Source organism: Aliiroseovarius sp. ABM4_368 (genome assembly GCF_056161205.1).
This window is the reverse complement of sequence record NZ_JBSWYR010000002.1, coordinates 247,519-264,389: the sequence shown is the minus strand read 5'-3', so window position 1 is coordinate 264,389 and position 16,871 is coordinate 247,519. Positions and strand designations below refer to the sequence as shown.

Here is a 16,871-nt window from a genome sequence, read left to right as displayed (position 1 = left end):
ACATGACCGTTACCCCTACAGCGATGCCGGCCGCGTTGACGGCCGCCCCTGCGGATTATGCACAGGCCACGGTGTCGGAGGATCCTACGATCTCGTCTGACTTTGAAACCTTTCTGGTAATGCTGACCGCACAGATGGAAAACCAGGACCCGCTGAACCCGATCGAATCGACCGACTATGCCGTGCAATTGGCCACGTTCTCGGGCGTGGAGCAGCAAGTGCGTACCAATGACTTGTTGAAAAACATGGGCGTACAGCTTGGGCTGATGGGAATGTCCGACATTGCAGATTGGGTCGGGAAAGAGGCACGCGTGTCGGCTCCGGTTCAGTTTGACGGTGACCCCATAACCTTGTCTCCAAACCCGGTCGCAACCGCGGACGAGGTCATTTTGGTGGTGAAGAATGCCGAAGGAACAATTGTCGATAGCAAGCCTCTTCCGGTTTCGACGGACCCGGTGGAATGGGATGGTACGGATGAGCATGGCAATGCCCTGCCCCACGGGATCTATTCCTTCGCGCTGACCAGTCGAAGCAATGGGCAGCATTTGTCGACCGATCCAATGGAGAGCTACGGTCGCATTGTCGAAACCCAAAACAGCGGTGGGCAGCTTTGGCTGGTGCTGGAAAGCGGCGAGAAGGTGACCGCCGATGCTGTTTCCGCCTTGCGCGAGGCTGATGAATGAGTTTTCGACGCCCAAGTAGCAGGCTATACAGCTTGCATGACGTTGCACGACAACATGCAGGCCCACCCGGCTGAGGTGCAGGGCAAGAATAGGCTGCAACAGGCTTTGGCCTTGATTTGGCAGGAAGAGGGCCATGTGCCGGAACAGGCCAATTGGTCCAGTCTTCTGGGCGGGCGCACCAATCCTGTTTGGCGCATCACCTCTGATGAAATGCCGTATGACCTTGTTTGCAAGCTCTATGATGACGCGGCAGCGACTCCTTTGTTTGCCAATGACGGTACGCGCGAAGCGCTGGTTCTGAAGCACTTGGCGGGCAAAGGCATCGCACCTGATTATGTGGGGTTCTTGGACAGCGCGCTGGGCGCGAGTATCCTGTACCAGCACGTTGATGGGGTGCCGTGGGCGGGGGGTGTCGAGGAGGTGGCGCAGTTGATGGCCAAGCTTCACAAGATAGAAGCGCCTGAAGGCCTGCCTGAAACGATCACATCGCCCATCACCTTGAAAGCCGAGACACGCGCGATGGCGGATGCAACCGGGATCCAGCCGCCTGCGCCGCCACGTATATCCGACGAACTGCCTACCGCGACCCGGCGGTTACTGCATGGGGACATTGTTCCGGGCAATATCGTGGCCAGCGGTGACGGGCTGCGTTTGATCGACTGGCAATGTCCGGTGATTGGCGATCCGGCGGCAGACATCGCGATCTTTTTGTCGCCTGCCATGCAGGTGTTGTATGGTAATCGGCCCCTAATGCTTGCCGAGCAATCGGATTTCCTGACGGCCTATATTCACGCCGGGGGTGATGCGACTGGTGTCGAGCGTTTCCGGGCGCTTGCGCCGCTTTTTCACTGGCGAATGGCGAGCTACTGCGACTGGAAGGCCGCGCACGGAGATGTAGCATATCGGGAGGTGGCTGTTTTGGAACGCCGCGCCTTAGAGCAGGGTTGAAACCCAAGCTGCCACCAAAGCAAGTCCGCCCCCCAAAGCGACATAGCTCATCGCACGAAGCGGTCGGGCGCGATCACTTTCCGGGTGGGCTTCGGACTGACGGATCAATGCGGCTTCGGCTAGTTCGGGAAGACGCGGACCGAAACGGGCCAGAACACGTGCTGTATGCACCAGATCCTGCAACAACGCCTTCGGACCGATCGAATTCGAGATGTAGCTTTCCACCACGGGCTTCGCGACTTTCCAGATGTTGATATCCGGGCTTAGCGAACGCGCGACGCCTTCGACCACCACCATGGTGCGTTGAAGCAAGATCAGTTCGGTGCGGGTTTCCATGCCAAATTTCTCGGTCACTTCAAAGAGGTAAGCCAGAAGGCGACCCATCGAAATCTGGGTGGCGTTCATTCCGAAAATCGGTTCGCCAACGGCACGCAGGGCGCGGGCGAATTCCTCGACATCGCGATCAGCAGGGACGTATCCGGCTTCGAAATGCACCTCGGCGACGCGGCGATAATTGCGGGTAATGAAGCCATACAGGATCTCGGCATAGACACGGCGGGTGTATTCGTCGATCCGCCCCATGATGCCAAAATCAACGGCGATTATGTCTCCGTTCGCGGCAAATTTCAGATTGCCCTGATGCATATCGCCATGAAACAGCCCGTCGCGCAGGGCATGGGAGAGAAACAGTTGCAGCACACGCTCGCCCAGCCCGTGCATATCCAAGCCGGACGCACGGATGGCATCCAGATCGTTGGCCGGGATGCCTTCACCCCAGCCAAGGGTCATGACGGTGCGGCCGGTAAGACCCCAGTTCACCTCGGGCACGATAAAACCGTCATCTTGTACTGTGTTTTCCGCAAACTCGCTGGCTGAAGCGCTTTCAAGGCGCAGGTCCAGCTCGCCCATAACGGTTTGTTCGAAATGTTCGACCACATCGGTCGGACGCAGGCGGCGGGTCGAGGGCAAAAGCATCTCGATCACGCGGGCCGAGAAGTGGAAAGCATCAATATCGGTGCGGAAGGCGCGTTCTATGCCGGGACGCAGAACTTTTACAGCAACGGATTCGCCCGTATCGGCCAGCCGCGCCTTGTGCACCTGCGCGATCGAGGCGGCGGCGACGGGTTCTGAGAACTCGGAAAATACCGTGTCGATGTCGATCTCAAGCTCGTTTTCGATCATCCGCCGGGCAACAGCCTGTTCGAACGGAGGCAGCTTGTCTTGCAGGTATTGCAACTGATCTGCCAGCTCTGGCCCAACAACGTCAGGGCGCGTCGAAAGGATCTGTCCAAATTTGATGTAGGCCGGCCCCAAAGCAGTGATCGCGCGCGTAACGGGGGGAAGGGATGTATCACCTTTCTTGCCCAACCAAGCGAACGGGAAGCCGATCACACGCGCGGCGACGCGCAACGCGGGGGGCGCGTTCATCGCGTCCAGTACAACACCCATGGCACCCGTGCGTTGGAACGTTGCGCCCGTGCGGATCAGACGCCAAATGTTGTGAGGGCCGCGCATCTTAGATCTTCCACCCCGAATGCAGTGCCGCGATGCCCATCGACAGGTTGCGATATTTCACATTTGCGAACCCGGCCTCGCGGATCATGCGGGCGAAGTTTTCTTGATCGGGGAACTTTCGGATCGATTCCACCAGATACTGATAGCTGTCCGCATCACCTGCGATCAGCTGACCCATCTTGGGAATGACGTTGAAGGAATAAAAGTCATACAGCTTCTGCATGCCGTCATCGGGCAGTTGGCTGAATTCCAACACCATCAGGCGCCCACCAGGTTTCAGCACGCGGTAGGCTTCCTTCAGCGCGTCCGGAATTCGGGTCACGTTGCGGATGCCAAAGCTGATCGTGTAGCGGTCGAAGCTGTTGTCCTCAAACGGCAGGGCCATGGCGTCGCCGACGACCCAATCCAGATGATTGGCCAGATGCGTGGCCTCGGCCCGCTGGCGGCCTTCGACCAGCATGCTTTCGGTCATGTCCAGAACGACCGCTTCAGCCCCCGGCGCGCGGCTCAAGAAGCGGAATGAGATGTCTCCGGTGCCACCCGCGACGTCCAACAGGCGCTGCCCGTCGCGTGGGGTCAGCCAATCCATCATCGCGTCCTTCCAAACGCGGTGAATGCCGACAGACATCACATCGTTCATGATGTCGTATTTCGAGGCCACATTGGTAAAGACGCCGTGGACCATTCCGGCCTTGTCGTCTTCATCTACGGTTTTAAACCCGAAATGCGTGGTGCGGTTGTCTGACGTGCTCATTGGGCATACTCGCTTCTTGCGGTTGATCCCTCATATCGTGACAGTAAGGGACGCACAATGGAGAGGCTTTGAACATGCCCGAATTACCCGAGGTCGAGACAGTACGTCGCGGATTACTTCCAGTGATGGAGGGCGTGCGCATTGGACGGGCCGAGACCCGGCGCGAAGGACTGCGCTGGCCGTTCCCCGATCGTATGGCCGAACGTCTGACCGGGGCGACCGTGCAGCGGCTGGGGCGACGGTCGAAATACCTGCTGGTTGATCTGGATACGGATGAGACGCTGATTGTGCATTTGGGGATGTCGGGTCGGATGCTGATCTCGGGTCATAAACTTGGGAAGTTCCATCACGAACACCCCGCGCCCGAAAAGCATGACCATGTGGTGTTTGATATGGCGAACGGTGCGCGTGTGACGTTCAACGATCCGCGTCGGTTCGGAGCAATGGATTTGTGCCCGACCGGTGCGCTGGACGATCACAAGCTGATCCGCGTGTTGGGGCCGGAACCTTTGGGTAACCAGTTCGACGAATCCTATCTGGTCCAGGCGCTGCACACCAAGAACTCGCCCATCAAAACGGCGCTGCTGGATCAGGGAATCATCGCGGGGCTGGGTAATATCTATGTCTGCGAGGTGCTGTTTCGGGCCGGGATCCACCCTGCGCGCAAGGCCAGCAAGATCTCGAAACAGCGTGTTGCCGCGTTGGTTCCAATCATTCGGGATGTGCTGTCTGAAGCTATCGAAAGTGGGGGCTCGTCGCTTAAGGATTACCGTCAGGCGGACGGCGATCTGGGTTATTTTCAACACAATTTTCGCGTTTATGGACGCAAGGGTGAACGTTGCGTCACATCCGGCTGCGCGGGGGAAATTGCGCGGATAACTCAATCTGGGCGCTCGACATTCTACTGCCCGCAGTGCCAAAGATAGCTTGATCGAGCGGACCGGCGTGCTAGGACTCCGCTCCAACCACTCGTGACAAAGGCAGGGGAACCATGGCCTATAAAAATATCATCGTTGAAACCGAAGACCATGTGACGCTGATCAAGCTGCATCGGCCGGATGCTTTGAACGCTCTGAACATGGAGCTGCTGGGCGAGTTAGGCGATGCCCTGGCCGACGCGCAGGCCAACGACAAGGTGCGCTGCATCGTGGTCACCGGATCGGAGAAGGCATTTGCCGCTGGCGCCGACATCAAGATGATGGCCGAGAAAAGCTTTGTCGACGTATTCGCGGGCGATCTGTTCACGCCGGAAGAAGACGCGATCATGCGGATCCGCAAGCCAATTATCGCAGCCGTTTCGGGCTACGCGCTGGGCGGCGGCTGTGAACTGGCCATGATGTGCGACTTTATCATTGCGTCTGACACCGCCAAATTTGGTCAGCCCGAGGTGAACTTGGGCGTGATGGCCGGTATGGGCGGCACGCAACGCCTGACCAAGCTGGTTGGTCGCGCCAAGTCGATGGATATGAACCTGACGGGTCGCTTTATGGACGCCGAAGAGGCCGAACGCTCGGGGCTGGTCAGCCGCGTCGTGCCTGCCAAGAAGCTGATGGAAGAAGCGATGTCGGCCGCCGCCAAGATCGCTGAGAAATCCATGATCACCGTGATGGCCATCAAAGAAGCCGTGAACCGTGCCGAACAGCTTCCGCTGACCGAAGGAATTCTGTTTGAGCGCCGCGTTTTCCATTCGCTCTTTGCAACCGAAGACCAGAAAGAGGGCATGGCGGCATTTGCAGAAAAGCGCGAAGCGCAGTTCCGTGATAAGTAATTCAATAGGGCTTCCCTTTGTGGCCGAAATGGCTTAAAGGACAGCCCATCCATGCGCGTGAGGCCCGCTTAGGCCAGAATCACCGGTTCTGAACCCGGTCGGGTGCTGTACGCGCAGCTTATAAAACGTAACACACCCGAAAGAGGGATCAGACACATGGCAAATTCGCCCCAAGCTAAAAAACGCGCCCGTCAGAACGAGCGTCGTTTCGCCGTAAACAAAGCACGCCGTTCGCGCATCCGTACCTTCCTGCGCGCTGTTGAAGAAGCAATCGAGTCGGGTGACAAGGACGCAGCCGCTGCTGCCCTGAAAGCTGCTCAGCCTGAACTGATGCGCGGCGTCACCAAAGGCGTTTACCACAAGAACACCGCGTCGCGTAAAGTCTCGCGTTTGAGCGCACGTGTGAAAGCGCTGGGCTGAATCAGTTTCACCGCTGAACAGCCGTTCAAAAACAAAAAAGAGAGCGTGTCCAATTGGGCACGCTCTTTTTGTTAAACCTGCCAAGAAATTTGATTTTGTCGACTGGCTTTGGGATTCGTTTTTGTAATCACAGAGTCAAGCGTGAAGTTCTATTGCGCGGGTCGCTGAGGGATTGCTAGCTTGCATTCAGCGATTCACTTCGCCGACTTGGGACTATTAGACATACGCGGGCTAAACCCGCGAATTATAAGGGAAAACCCCTTTTTGCCACATCTGGATTTGATTCTGAAAAGTCAAATCCCAAAGCCTGTTATGCATCCCTCTGCAAGGGTGCGCGCCAAGGCTTGTTGCCGCCCTGACTGCCGGGGCGGTTGAGCAGACTGTCAAGTTCCGGACGTCCTGTGGGACATGTCGCCAGAATGGGCAACCATGTGGTGCGGTTCCGTATTGGGCGCGGCGTTTAAGCATGTCCGTGACCAGCGGGCGGCTAATTTCGTGTGTCGCTGTGAGGGGTGCGCTGCAAGTGCGCCATGAGATTGGGATATTAGTGCCTGTTAAGGACCAACTTGGGTGGTCTTAAATAATACGCTGGGTCGAGGTAAAATGACGAACGAAGAATGGGGCAAGGTCCGCAACAAGCTGCAAAAAGCAGTGGGACAGAACAACTATACCAGCTGGATCGAACCCTTGGAATTTGCGGAACTGGATGGCGGAGTAGCGCGCTTTCTGGTGCCGACGAACTTTTTGGGAAACTGGGTCAGCCAGAATTTTGGAGATCAGATTCTAAGCCACTTGAACAGCGAGGGCGTTAAAGTTGCGCGTCTTGAGTTCATGGTGCCTGAAAAGGCAAAGCCGAGCCCTGCTGCGAAGCCTGTCGAGAAATCCGCACCCCAGACGATTTCTGCCAAACGGGACCAAAGCGATCTGCCGGGCGCACCTTTGGATGCGCGTTTCACCTTTGACAGTTTCGTTGTCGGTAAGCCGAATGAGCTGGCCCATGCTGCAGCCCGTCGCGTGGCCGAAGGCGGGCCTGTGACCTTTAACCCACTGTTCCTGTATGGTGGCGTTGGTCTGGGTAAGACCCACCTGATGCACGCCATCGCGCACGAGATGAAGACCCGCCAGCCCGACCTTCGTGTGGTGTACCTGTCCGCCGAGCAGTTCATGTACCGCTTCGTACAGGCGATCCGTGAAAAGCAGATGATCGACTTCAAACAGCTTTTCCGCTCGGTTGATGTGTTGATGGTGGATGATGTGCAATTCATTGCAGGAAAAGATTCGACCCAAGAAGAATTTTTCCACACCTTCAATGCGCTGGTGGATCAGAACAAACAGATCATCATCTCGGCTGACCGTGCGCCGGGCGAGATCAAGGATCTTGAGGATCGGATCAAAAGCCGTCTGCAATGTGGGCTGGTCGTGGATCTGCACCCTACCGACTATGAATTGCGGCTGGGTGTGCTTCAAACCAAGGTCAACGCCTACCGCGAACAGTATAAGGGTTTGGTGATTGCTGATGGCGTGCTGGAGTATCTGGCCCATCGTATCTCGACCAATGTTCGCGTGCTTGAAGGGGCTTTGATGCGTCTCTTTGCCTTTGCCTCGCTTGTAGGGCGCGAGATTACGCTGGAGCTGGCTCAGGATTGCCTGGGTGACATTCTTCGCGCGTCGGATCGCAAGGTCACGGTGGAGGAAATCCAGCGCAAAGTGTCCGAGCACTATAACATCCGCCTGTCGGACCTGATCGGACCCAAGCGCGTGCGCACCATTGCCCGTCCGCGTCAGGTGGCGATGTATCTGGCCAAGCATATGACTTCGCGGTCTTTGCCTGAGATCGGGCGCCGTTTTGGTGGCCGGGATCACACCACCGTCATGCATGGCGTTAAGCGCATCGACGAGCTGAAGGGCATCGACGATCAGATCGCAGAGGATCTGGAATTGCTGCGTCGCGCGCTCGAGGCGTGATGCAACCATGAATCGGTGGGCGTGAATTGATGGGTTTCAGGGCTTAAAGCCTTGACCCGCCCCCGAAAGAAGCGGACATTCCGAATAAAGAATTGAGCCGGGCGGTGAACCTGATATGGTCTCCGCCCCGGTATCTGTCAGGAGTGGGACATGAAGATCAGTATCGAACGCGGCGCGCTTCTGAAGGCCGTGGCACAGGCGCAATCTGTTGTAGAACGCCGGAACACCATCCCAATCCTCGCAAATGTGTTGATTGAGGCCGAGGGCGACAGCGTATCCTTCCGCGCCACCGACTTGGATATTGAAGTGGTCGATAAGACCGACGCCATGGTCGAACGCGCTGGCGCGACGACGGTATCTGCCGTGACCTTGCATGAAATTGTGCGCAAGCTGCCCGACGGGGCGCTGGTACAGCTGACCGACGATGGCGCCACCGGGCGTCTGAGCGTCGAGGCTGGCCGCTCTAGCTTCTCGTTGGCGACGCTTCCGAAAGAAGACTTCCCGGTTATGGCCTCGTCGGAGTACTCGGCCAACTTCTCGGCGCCCGCGCCGGTTCTGCGCCGCTTGTTCGACAAATCGAAATTTGCGATTTCGACGGAAGAGACCCGTTACTATTTGAACGGTGTTTATCTTCATGTCTCGGATGCTGATGGCGGCAAGGTGCTTCGCGCCGTGGCCACTGACGGTCACCGTTTGGCGCGAATTGACGCCGATTTGCCGGTAGGGGCCGAGGATATGACCGGCATTATTGTTCCCCGCAAGACCGTGGGCGAGCTGCGCAAGCTGCTGGATGACGATGACGCGACGATTGCCGTGTCGGTCTCGGAAACCAAAGTGCGCTTTGCAACGCCTGTCATCACGCTGACGTCGAAAGTGATCGACGGCACGTTCCCGGATTACACGCGAGTTATCCCCTCGGGCAATACGCGCAAACTGGAAGTGGACGCGACCGAGTTCGCGCAGGCCGTGGACCGTGTGGCGACCGTATCCAGCGAACGCTCGCGTGCCGTGAAGCTGCAACTGGACGAAGATCGTTTGGTGTTGTCGGTTAATGCACCGGATGCGGGTGCTGCCGAAGAAGAGCTGGCCGTTGCGTATAATGATGAGCGGTTGGAAATCGGCTTTAACGCCAAGTACTTGCTGGAAATCGCCAGCCAAGTAGACCGTGAAAACGCCGTCTTCATGTTCAATTCCTCGGGCGATCCCACTTTGATGCGTGAAGGCAATGACACGAGCGCCGTTTACGTCGTTATGCCGATGCGCGTGTGAACCATCGGTCTTTGAAGCGTTGAAAAGGAGGGCGTGATGACACTCGCCCTTCGCGAGCTAACACTTAGCCATTTTCGCAGTCACAAGCTGGCCCGCTTGTCCTTGGACGGGCGGCCTGTTGCCATTCACGGGCGCAACGGGGCGGGCAAGACGAATATCCTTGAAGCCGTGTCGATGCTGTCCCCGGGGCGGGGGCTACGACGCGCGGCATTGGACGACATGATCCGAAAACCTGAAGCTGTGGGTTGGAAGATATCGTCGGTGCTGCAAAGCCTGCACCAGATGCATGAGGTTGAAACCTGGTGCGAGGCTGGGGCGTCGCGGCAGGTGAAGATCGACGGGAAAGCCGCCGCGCAGGTTGCGCTGGGCCGGATCGCGCGGATCGTTTGGCTGGTCCCGGTGATGGATCGTCTATGGGTCGAGGGCGCGGAGGGACGTCGCCGTTTTCTGGACCGCATGACTATGAGCTTCGAGCCCGGCCATGCGGACGCGGTTCTGACCTATGAGAAGGCGATGCGAGAACGCAATCGGCTGCTGAAAGACGGCCAGCGGGATGCCCATTGGTACGGAGCACTTGAGGCGCAGATGTCGCAGGCAGGAGCTCGGATAATCGCCAACCGTGCCGTTTGCTTGGAACAACTGCGAGGCGCCCAAGCCGAAGCAAAAACGGCCTTTCCTGTGGCGGATCTGTCGCTGGTGCAGGTGGATGAGAGCGCCTTGCCAGATGACAAAGGAGATCTTGCGCTGGCCTTTGCTGAAAGCCGTTCGCGAGATCTGCTGGCCGGACGGTCCTTGGTTGGTCCACATCGCACGGACCTTGGCGCAAACTATGCGGCAAAGGGCGTTGCGGCGCGGGACTGCTCGACCGGCGAGCAAAAAGCGCTTTTGGTGTCTTTGATCCTTGCCAACGGCCGCGCGTTGGCACGGGATTTCGGAGCGCCTCCGATATTGTTGTTGGACGAGGTCGCCGCGCATTTGGACGCAGGCCGACGTGCGGCGCTGTATGATGAGATCTGCGCCTTGGGTGCACAGGCCTTTATGACCGGCACCGGGCCAGAGCTGTTCGAAGAACTCGGCACCCGCGCCAGCCATTTTGAAGTGAGCGAGGTCGGCGGGATCTCGGATGTGAAGGAGATTTCGGGATGAAGACCAATCGTGTGACGTTAATCACTTTGGGTGTCAAAGACCTGGCCCGAGCCGTCGAGTTTTATAACGCCATAGGGTGGGAGCCTTCTGAAGTGATGGAGAAGGTGGCTTTCTACGACATGAACGGCATGAAGCTTGGCTTCTATACGCTGGACGGGCTGGCCGAAGACATGAAGCGCCCGGTGTCCGAACTGGGTGTGGGCGCAATGACCTTGGGCCAGAACTTCCCGACCGAGGCCGAGGTTGATGCGGCCTTTGACGCCGCAATTTCTGCTGGCGGTACTGTGGTGACTAGACCCGATAAAATTTTCTGGGGTGGTTATTCGGGGTACTTCGCTGACCCCGATGGGCATGTCTGGGAATACGCCATGAACCCGTTTTGGGAAATGGACGAGGACGGTCACTTGAAATGACGATCTCTCCTTCGGAACTTGGGTTCTATATCTTCGGCTTGTTCATCCTTTTTCTGACGCCCGGCCCAGTCTGGGTGGCGCTTGTGGCGCGTGTGCTGGCCGGAGGTTTTAAGCAAGCCTGGCCTTTGACGCTTGGCGTGGCGGTTGGGGACATCTTCTGGTCTGTGCTTGCCGCACTGGGCATGGGCTGGGTTGCATCCAGCGTCGAAGGGGGCATGCTGGTGTTGCGCATCGTGGCGGCGCTGTTCTTTCTTTGGCTGGGCGTGACGATCATACGGTCGGCAGGCCACAAGGTGACTGGGGACAGCCGCCTGACGCGCCCGGGCATGTTGGCAGGGTTCGTGGCGGGCTTGATCGTGATCCTGTCGAACCCCAAGGCGATCCTTTTCTATATGGGCGTTTTGCCGGGCTTTTTCGACCTCTCGCGCCTGACGGCAGCGGACATCTTTGCGATCGCTGTGGCGTCCTTTGTCGTGCCGCTGGTCGGCAACCTTATACTAGCCTTTTTCGTCGACCGAGCACGTGCGCTTTTGTCGTCAGAACGGGCACTTACGCGGATGAACTATGCCGCAGGAGGGCTGTTAATTCTGGTCGGATTGGCGATCCCTTTCGTCTAGGAAAAACATCGCCAGAAAAGCGCTAAATATGGTGGCTTCGGCGTGACAATCCCCTCGGAAAACACTATATTTTCCGGAACGAATAACAGGAAGGCCCCTATGGCTGATGACGCGCAGAACAGTGCCGAGTATGGTGCTGAATCCATCAAGGTTCTCAAAGGCTTAGAAGCGGTGCGAAAGCGCCCCGGAATGTATATCGGTGATACCGATGATGGCTCGGGTCTGCACCATATGGTTTACGAGGTTGTCGACAACGGCATTGATGAGGCGCTTGCCGGTCACGCTGACGCCGTAACCGTCACGATTCACGCAGATAACTCGGTCTCGGTATCCGATAACGGGCGCGGCATTCCGGTGGATATGCACCCTGAGGAAGGCGTGTCGGCTGCCGAGGTCATCATGACCCAGTTGCACGCTGGCGGTAAGTTCGACTCGAACTCGTACAAGGTGTCGGGCGGACTGCACGGTGTGGGTGTGTCGGTTGTAAACGCCCTGTCAGATTGGTTGGAGCTGCGTGTTTGGCGCGATGGGAAAGAGCACGTCGCCCGCTTTGAACGCGGCGAGACGGCAGAACATCTGAAAGTGGTTGGCGATTGTGGTGATCGTACTGGGACCGAGGTGCGGTTCTTGGCGTCGACGGACACGTTCTCGAACCTTGATTATCAATTCAAGACGCTGGAAAACCGTTTGCGCGAGCTGTCGTTCCTGAACTCGGGTGTGCGGATCATCATCGAAGACGAACGTCCTGCTGAAAAGTTGCATTCCGAACTTTTCTATGAGGGTGGCGTTAAAGAGTTTGTAAAATACCTTGACCGCTCGAAGACCCCTTTGATGGAAGAGCCCATCTTTGTCACCGGCGAGAAGGATGGCATCGGGGTTGAGGTCGCGATGTGGTGGAACGATGGCTATCACGAGAACGTACTGCCGTTTACCAACAACATTCCCCAACGGGATGGCGGGACCCACCTTGCGGGTTTCAGGGGTGCGCTGACGCGGACGCTGAACCTGTACGCGAACTCCTCGGGCTTGGCGAAGAAAGAGAAAGTGAACTTCACGGGCGACGATGCGCGCGAGGGGCTTACCTGCGTTCTGTCGGTTAAGGTACCTGATCCGAAATTCAGCTCGCAGACCAAAGACAAGCTGGTTTCGTCTGAAGTACGTCCAGCGGTCGAAGGCCTGATGAACGAAAAGCTGCAAGAATGGTTCGACGAGAACCCGCAGATCGCGAAAATGATTGTCGGTAAAATCATCGAGGCCGCGCTGGCCCGCGAAGCTGCGCGCAAAGCGCGCGAGATGACACGGAAGAAATCAACGCTGGATGTGGCGTCGCTGCCCGGTAAGCTGGCGGATTGTCAGGAAAAAGACCCGGCAAAACGCGAATTGTTCCTGGTCGAGGGTGACTCGGCCGGCGGGTCGGCCAAGCAAGGTCGCTCGCGTCACGATCAAGCGGTTTTGCCCCTGCGCGGTAAGATCCTGAACGTGGAACGCGCGCGGTTTGATCGGATGCTTTCCAGTCAGGAAATCGGCACGCTGATTACAGCGCTGGGCACCGGAATTGGTCGCGACGAGTTCAACATCGAAAAGCTGCGCTATCACAAGATCATTATCATGACCGATGCGGACGTGGATGGCGCGCATATTCGGACGCTGCTTCTGACCTTCTTCTTCCGTCAGATGCCGGAATTGATCGAAGGCGGGTACCTCTATATCGCGCAGCCGCCGTTGTACAAGGTCAGCCGCGGTAAGTCCGAGGTTTATGTGAAAGACCAAACCGCGCTTGAGGATTACTTGATTGATCAAGGCATCGACGGGACGGTTCTGCGCCTTGCCAATGGCGAAGAAATCGCCGGTGCCGATTTGGCCCGCGTGGTCGAAGGTGCCCGGAACTTCAAACGTATTCTGGACGCATTCCCGACCCATTACCCGCGCAACATTCTGGAGCAAGCCGCCCTTGCCGGTGCCTTTGATCCGGGCCGTGCGGATGCGGATTTGCAGCGTGTGGCGGATGACGTGGCCGCGCGTTTGGATAAGGTCGCCGTGGAATATGAGCGCGGCTGGCAGGGGCGGATCACGCAGGATCACGGAATCCGTTTGGCCCGAGTTCTGCGCGGTGTCGAAGAGATCCGCACGCTGGACGGCGCTGTCTTGCGCTCGGGCGAGGCACGGCGTTTGTCAGAGGTGTCCCAAGACACCCGCGACATCTATCGCGAGCATTCGCACCTGTCGCGCAAGGATCGCGAGATTCTTGTTCAGGGTCCAATCGACCTTCTAAGTGCCGTTCTGGCCGAAGGCGAGAAGGGTTTGACGCTTCAGCGCTATAAGGGTTTGGGCGAGATGAACCCCGACCAGCTGTGGGAAACTACGCTGGATCACGAGGCACGTACGCTTCTGCAAGTGAAGGTGGATGATCTGGCCGAGGCTGACGACATCTTCACCAAGCTGATGGGCGACGTGGTGGAACCCCGCCGCGAGTTCATTCAGCAGAACGCATTGTCGGTCGAGAACCTGGACTTCTGATCGCGCCAGTATAAAGACATCGAAGGCCCCGCAGCACTTGCGGGGTCTTTTTTTTGAGATGAAGCAATGGAATAGGCGGCCGCCAAACCGCCACCAGCTGACCTTTGTGCATCAATTGTCTTCTGGTCGCGAAACAGGCGCAACGGGGCGTTCGGCCCGGTTAAGGCTTCTTCAACCTATCTGGCTAGAAAGCTCGGCATCCCATCACGCAATGTGCAAGTGACCGCCTGCGTGAGAATTTGTCAGGAGCATGCTATGTCCAACCCCTTCGAGAACCGTTCACCTTCCTTGCGTGGACCAGCCACCGATATGGAACCCATTCTGCCATCCGATCTGGGCGAGCTGCCAAATGTTGCTGTGTCCTTGTATGTTGAAACCGGCGGCGCAGTTTCGTTTGAAAGCGTTGCGGGGATGACGCGCACGGTGGTTGTTGCAGATAACTCGATCCTTCCGGTCGGGGTCCGCAAGGTCTTGTCGACGGGCACCACAGCAACTGGCATCCATGCGTTTGTGCTGATTTGATGTTGGCGCTAGGATTCGAGCTTCCGGCGATGGCTTTGCGCCGTGCGGCACCATCGACATCAACGGTGCCGTTCTCTCCTTTGCAGCTTGCCCCTTCGGCCATGTTCGATCCTTCAAACATGCAGAAGTTATTCCAGGAAGATACGGGTATCACAGCTGTCACAGCCGATAATCAGCCAGTTGGCCTTTGGCGCGATGAAACCATGAATGGGCTGGATTTGATCCAAGCGGTCAGCGCCGCACGTCCCAGTTATCGCACTGATGGCACGCTACATTGGATTGAAACGGATGGTGTGGATGATGCGATGGCTACCGCACCGTCGTTGCGCGTTGGCAATCCGGTGACCATGGTATTCGGATGTCAGCTGATAACCACGCTTGGAACGGCGCGGGTAAACATCGCCGAGATCAGCAGAAATAAGAACAACGGTATGTCGATTGGCCCTCGTGCCAACAACGATCGAATGCAGTTCTATAGCCGCCTTTCTGATCAAGGTGTTAGTGCATCGCATGTCGTAGCGCCTTCAATTTGGGGCGGTCATCAGCCACATGTCGTTACGCTGCAAACTGCGCCGGGGAACGTCACAGTTCGGTTGGACGGTGTCGAGGTTATGAGTACCTCGCAGAACCTTGCAACAGAAATGATCGAGCCGCATCCGCTGCGCATCGGTCTGGCGCTGACAGGTGGCAGCATACCCGGTGCGTTCAAGCTGTTTGGCCTGCAGGTCTGGGATGGGACGAGCACGCAACCGAACCCGTCGCAGATTGATGCGCTCGAGCAATGGATGGCGGACAAAGTGGGAGTATCCCTATGACTCTACGCATTACAATTGTCTGTCCCGAGGCGCTGATTCCGGACGCAAATCAGTTCGCTGTGTGTGTTGGAAGCAGTGCGGCGGACGGGCACACATTTAAGCGCGCAGGCTGGGAAGACCAGGATGGCACGCGGTTTGCGCTGGCGTCGTTGTTGGCCGGTGATGATTTTCCGGTGGTCGCTTCAAGCGCGCTTGTCGTTCCGCAACATTCGCCGGCGACCGACTTGGTGGCTGCCACGCGCGCGCAGACAGCACTGCAAGTCTGGTTGCCGTTGTTGTCAAACACGCCACCACGCTTGGATCAAAACAAGCTTCTGGCCCTGATAGGTGTCGAGCCCGCGACGCTTATCCCCCTGCTAAGGCTCGCACCGATACCCATCGAGGGCTGATTACACCTTGTAGTAGTTCCGATACCACGCCACGAAACTGTTTACCCCGTCGCGGAAATCCGTGGCGGGGCGATACCCGGTCAGGCGCTGCAATAGGGTCGCATCCGCCCATGTGGCAGGCACATCACCTTTCTGCATCTCCATATAGTTCCGCACGGCTTTCTTGCCCAAGGCGGCCTCGATTGCTTCCACGAAATCCAACAAACGCACCTTGTCCGAATTCCCGACATTCACCACGCGATAGGGCGCGGCTGGGGACAGGCTGTCGCCTTCTTCGATGTCATCCTTACTTTCAGGACGCACGGGTGGGCTGTCGATCAGCAAACGGATGCCGCGCACCAGATCCTCGACATAGGTGAAGTCGCGGAACATGTCGCCATTGTTGTAAATGTCGATGGGCGTGCCTTCGATGATCCCCTTGGTGAACTTGAACAGCGCCATGTCGGGGCGGCCCCACGGGCCATAGACGGTGAAAAAGCGGAACATCGTGGAAGGGATATTCCACAGATGCGCATAGCTGTGCGCCATGGCTTCATTCGCCTTTTTCGTCGCGGCATAGATGGTTAGCTGTGTGTCGGCTTTCTCGGTCTCGGTGAAGGGCATCACGTCATTCGCGCCGTAAACCGAGCTGGTCGAGGCCATCAGCAGGTGGTCGACCTTGTGGCGTCGGGCGGCTTCCATCACGTTGAAGGTGCCGACCACGTTCGAGTCGATATAGGCACGTGGATTCTCAAGGCTGTAGCGCACGCCTGCTTGAGCGGCGAGATGCACAATGATGTCCGGTTCGAAGTCGTCCGCCATCTGATCGAACAATTCAAGATCTTCCAGCATCCCTTCGGTCGCCGAGAAGCCTTCGTTTTGCAATAGCATCTGGTGGCGACGCTGCTTCAGTGTGACGTCATAATAATCCGTCATCCCGTCGAAGCCATGGACTTGAAAGCCGTCCTCCAGCAGAAGTTTTGACAGGTGATAACCTATAAATCCGGCCGAGCCCGTCACAAGAACCTTACGTTTGCTCATTGAAAATGACCTTTTCTGAAATTCTACATTCCCTTTCTAAAGGGGCCAAACCCAAGCGCCAAGCACCTTGGTAGCCTAATTTCTTTCGACGAGGTTCTTGCAGCGCTTAA

At 57.4% G+C, this 16,871-nt stretch carries 17 protein-coding genes; 14 read left to right on the top strand and 3 right to left on the bottom strand.

Translation table 11 applies throughout. The features are described 5' to 3' along the window. Window positions 1-2: 2 nt before the first annotated feature. Together ACXAH3_RS07230 and ACXAH3_RS07225 are read left to right on the top strand one after the other, a co-directional pair. Entirely contained in the window at window positions 3-683 is a 681-nt protein-coding gene (locus ACXAH3_RS07230) for a flagellar hook capping FlgD N-terminal domain-containing protein (protein ID WP_474861406.1), read from the top strand. 36 nt (window positions 684-719) lie between these two features. Then, on the top strand, window positions 720-1,631 hold the full coding sequence (locus ACXAH3_RS07225) for a phosphotransferase family protein (protein ID WP_474861405.1): 912 nt from the start codon (window positions 720-722) through the stop codon (window positions 1,629-1,631). Here ACXAH3_RS07225 and ubiB read toward each other — a convergent pair. Next, window positions 1,617-3,146, bottom strand: coding sequence for a 2-polyprenylphenol 6-hydroxylase (gene ubiB / locus ACXAH3_RS07220; RefSeq protein WP_474861404.1), 1,530 nt, complete (start codon window positions 3,144-3,146; stop codon window positions 1,617-1,619). The two genes, ACXAH3_RS07225 and ubiB, sit on opposite strands and share 15 nt — an antisense overlap. Before the next feature lies 1 nt (window position 3,147). After that, complete coding sequence (gene ubiE, locus ACXAH3_RS07215) at window positions 3,148-3,900, bottom strand: bifunctional demethylmenaquinone methyltransferase/2-methoxy-6-polyprenyl-1,4-benzoquinol methylase UbiE (protein WP_474861403.1); 753 nt, start codon at window positions 3,898-3,900, stop codon at window positions 3,148-3,150. A 74-nt stretch (window positions 3,901-3,974) separates the two neighbouring features. On the opposite strand from ubiE, the gene mutM reads away from it, so the two are divergent. The 12 genes from mutM (at window position 3,975) to ACXAH3_RS07155 (ending at window position 15,741) form a co-directional block, all read left to right on the top strand. Then, entirely contained in the window at window positions 3,975-4,826 is an 852-nt protein-coding gene (mutM, locus tag ACXAH3_RS07210) for a bifunctional DNA-formamidopyrimidine glycosylase/DNA-(apurinic or apyrimidinic site) lyase (RefSeq protein WP_474861402.1), read from the top strand. 65 nt (window positions 4,827-4,891) lie between these two features. Further along, complete coding sequence (locus tag ACXAH3_RS07205) at window positions 4,892-5,668, top strand: enoyl-CoA hydratase (protein WP_474861401.1); 777 nt, start codon at window positions 4,892-4,894, stop codon at window positions 5,666-5,668. A 156-nt stretch (window positions 5,669-5,824) separates the two neighbouring features. Beyond that, the gene (rpsT, locus tag ACXAH3_RS07200; RefSeq protein WP_246934031.1) at window positions 5,825-6,088 is read left to right on the top strand and encodes a 30S ribosomal protein S20; all 264 of its coding nucleotides are present in this window, start codon (window positions 5,825-5,827) and stop codon (window positions 6,086-6,088) included. Window positions 6,089-6,691: 603 nt separating this feature from the next. Next, window positions 6,692-8,053 (top strand): chromosomal replication initiator protein DnaA, encoded by a 1,362-nt coding sequence (dnaA, locus tag ACXAH3_RS07195; protein WP_474861400.1) that lies wholly within the window; start codon window positions 6,692-6,694, stop codon window positions 8,051-8,053. A 150-nt stretch (window positions 8,054-8,203) separates the two neighbouring features. Continuing rightward, window positions 8,204-9,322 carry a DNA polymerase III subunit beta gene (gene dnaN / locus ACXAH3_RS07190; protein WP_474861399.1) on the top strand — a complete coding sequence of 373 codons (1,119 nt, stop codon included), beginning with the start codon at window positions 8,204-8,206 and terminating at the stop codon, window positions 9,320-9,322. A 36-nt stretch (window positions 9,323-9,358) separates the two neighbouring features. Beyond that, a complete protein-coding gene (gene recF / locus ACXAH3_RS07185) occupies window positions 9,359-10,468 on the top strand; it encodes a DNA replication/repair protein RecF (RefSeq protein WP_474861398.1) in 1,110 nt (369 codons plus the stop codon). Beyond that, window positions 10,465-10,881: a VOC family protein gene (locus tag ACXAH3_RS07180; protein ID WP_474861397.1), complete on the top strand. Its 417-nt coding sequence runs from the start codon at window positions 10,465-10,467 to the stop codon at window positions 10,879-10,881. The genes recF and ACXAH3_RS07180 overlap by 4 nt, the downstream gene beginning before the upstream one ends. Next, a complete protein-coding gene (locus ACXAH3_RS07175; RefSeq protein WP_474861396.1) occupies window positions 10,878-11,498 on the top strand; it encodes a LysE family translocator in 621 nt (206 codons plus the stop codon). The genes ACXAH3_RS07180 and ACXAH3_RS07175 overlap by 4 nt, the downstream gene beginning before the upstream one ends. Window positions 11,499-11,597: 99 nt before the next feature. Then, entirely contained in the window at window positions 11,598-14,015 is a 2,418-nt protein-coding gene (gene gyrB, locus ACXAH3_RS07170; RefSeq protein ID WP_474861395.1) for a DNA topoisomerase (ATP-hydrolyzing) subunit B, read from the top strand. 255 nt (window positions 14,016-14,270) lie between these two features. Continuing rightward, a complete protein-coding gene (locus tag ACXAH3_RS07165; RefSeq protein WP_474861394.1) occupies window positions 14,271-14,537 on the top strand; it encodes a spike base protein, RCAP_Rcc01079 family in 267 nt (88 codons plus the stop codon). 29 nt (window positions 14,538-14,566) lie between these two features. Beyond that, window positions 14,567-15,352 carry a hypothetical protein gene (locus ACXAH3_RS07160; protein ID WP_474861393.1) on the top strand — a complete coding sequence of 262 codons (786 nt, stop codon included), beginning with the start codon at window positions 14,567-14,569 and terminating at the stop codon, window positions 15,350-15,352. Then, window positions 15,349-15,741, top strand: a complete 393-nt coding sequence (locus tag ACXAH3_RS07155) for a hypothetical protein (protein WP_474861392.1) — start codon at window positions 15,349-15,351, stop codon at window positions 15,739-15,741. Before ACXAH3_RS07160 ends, ACXAH3_RS07155 begins: the two co-directional genes overlap by 4 nt. On the opposite strand, the gene ACXAH3_RS07150 is transcribed toward ACXAH3_RS07155, so the two are convergent. Then, window positions 15,742-16,761 carry an NAD-dependent epimerase/dehydratase family protein gene (locus ACXAH3_RS07150; protein WP_474861391.1) on the bottom strand — a complete coding sequence of 340 codons (1,020 nt, stop codon included), beginning with the start codon at window positions 16,759-16,761 and terminating at the stop codon, window positions 15,742-15,744. It abuts the gene before it with no gap. Between the last annotated feature and the right edge of the window lie 110 nt (window positions 16,762-16,871).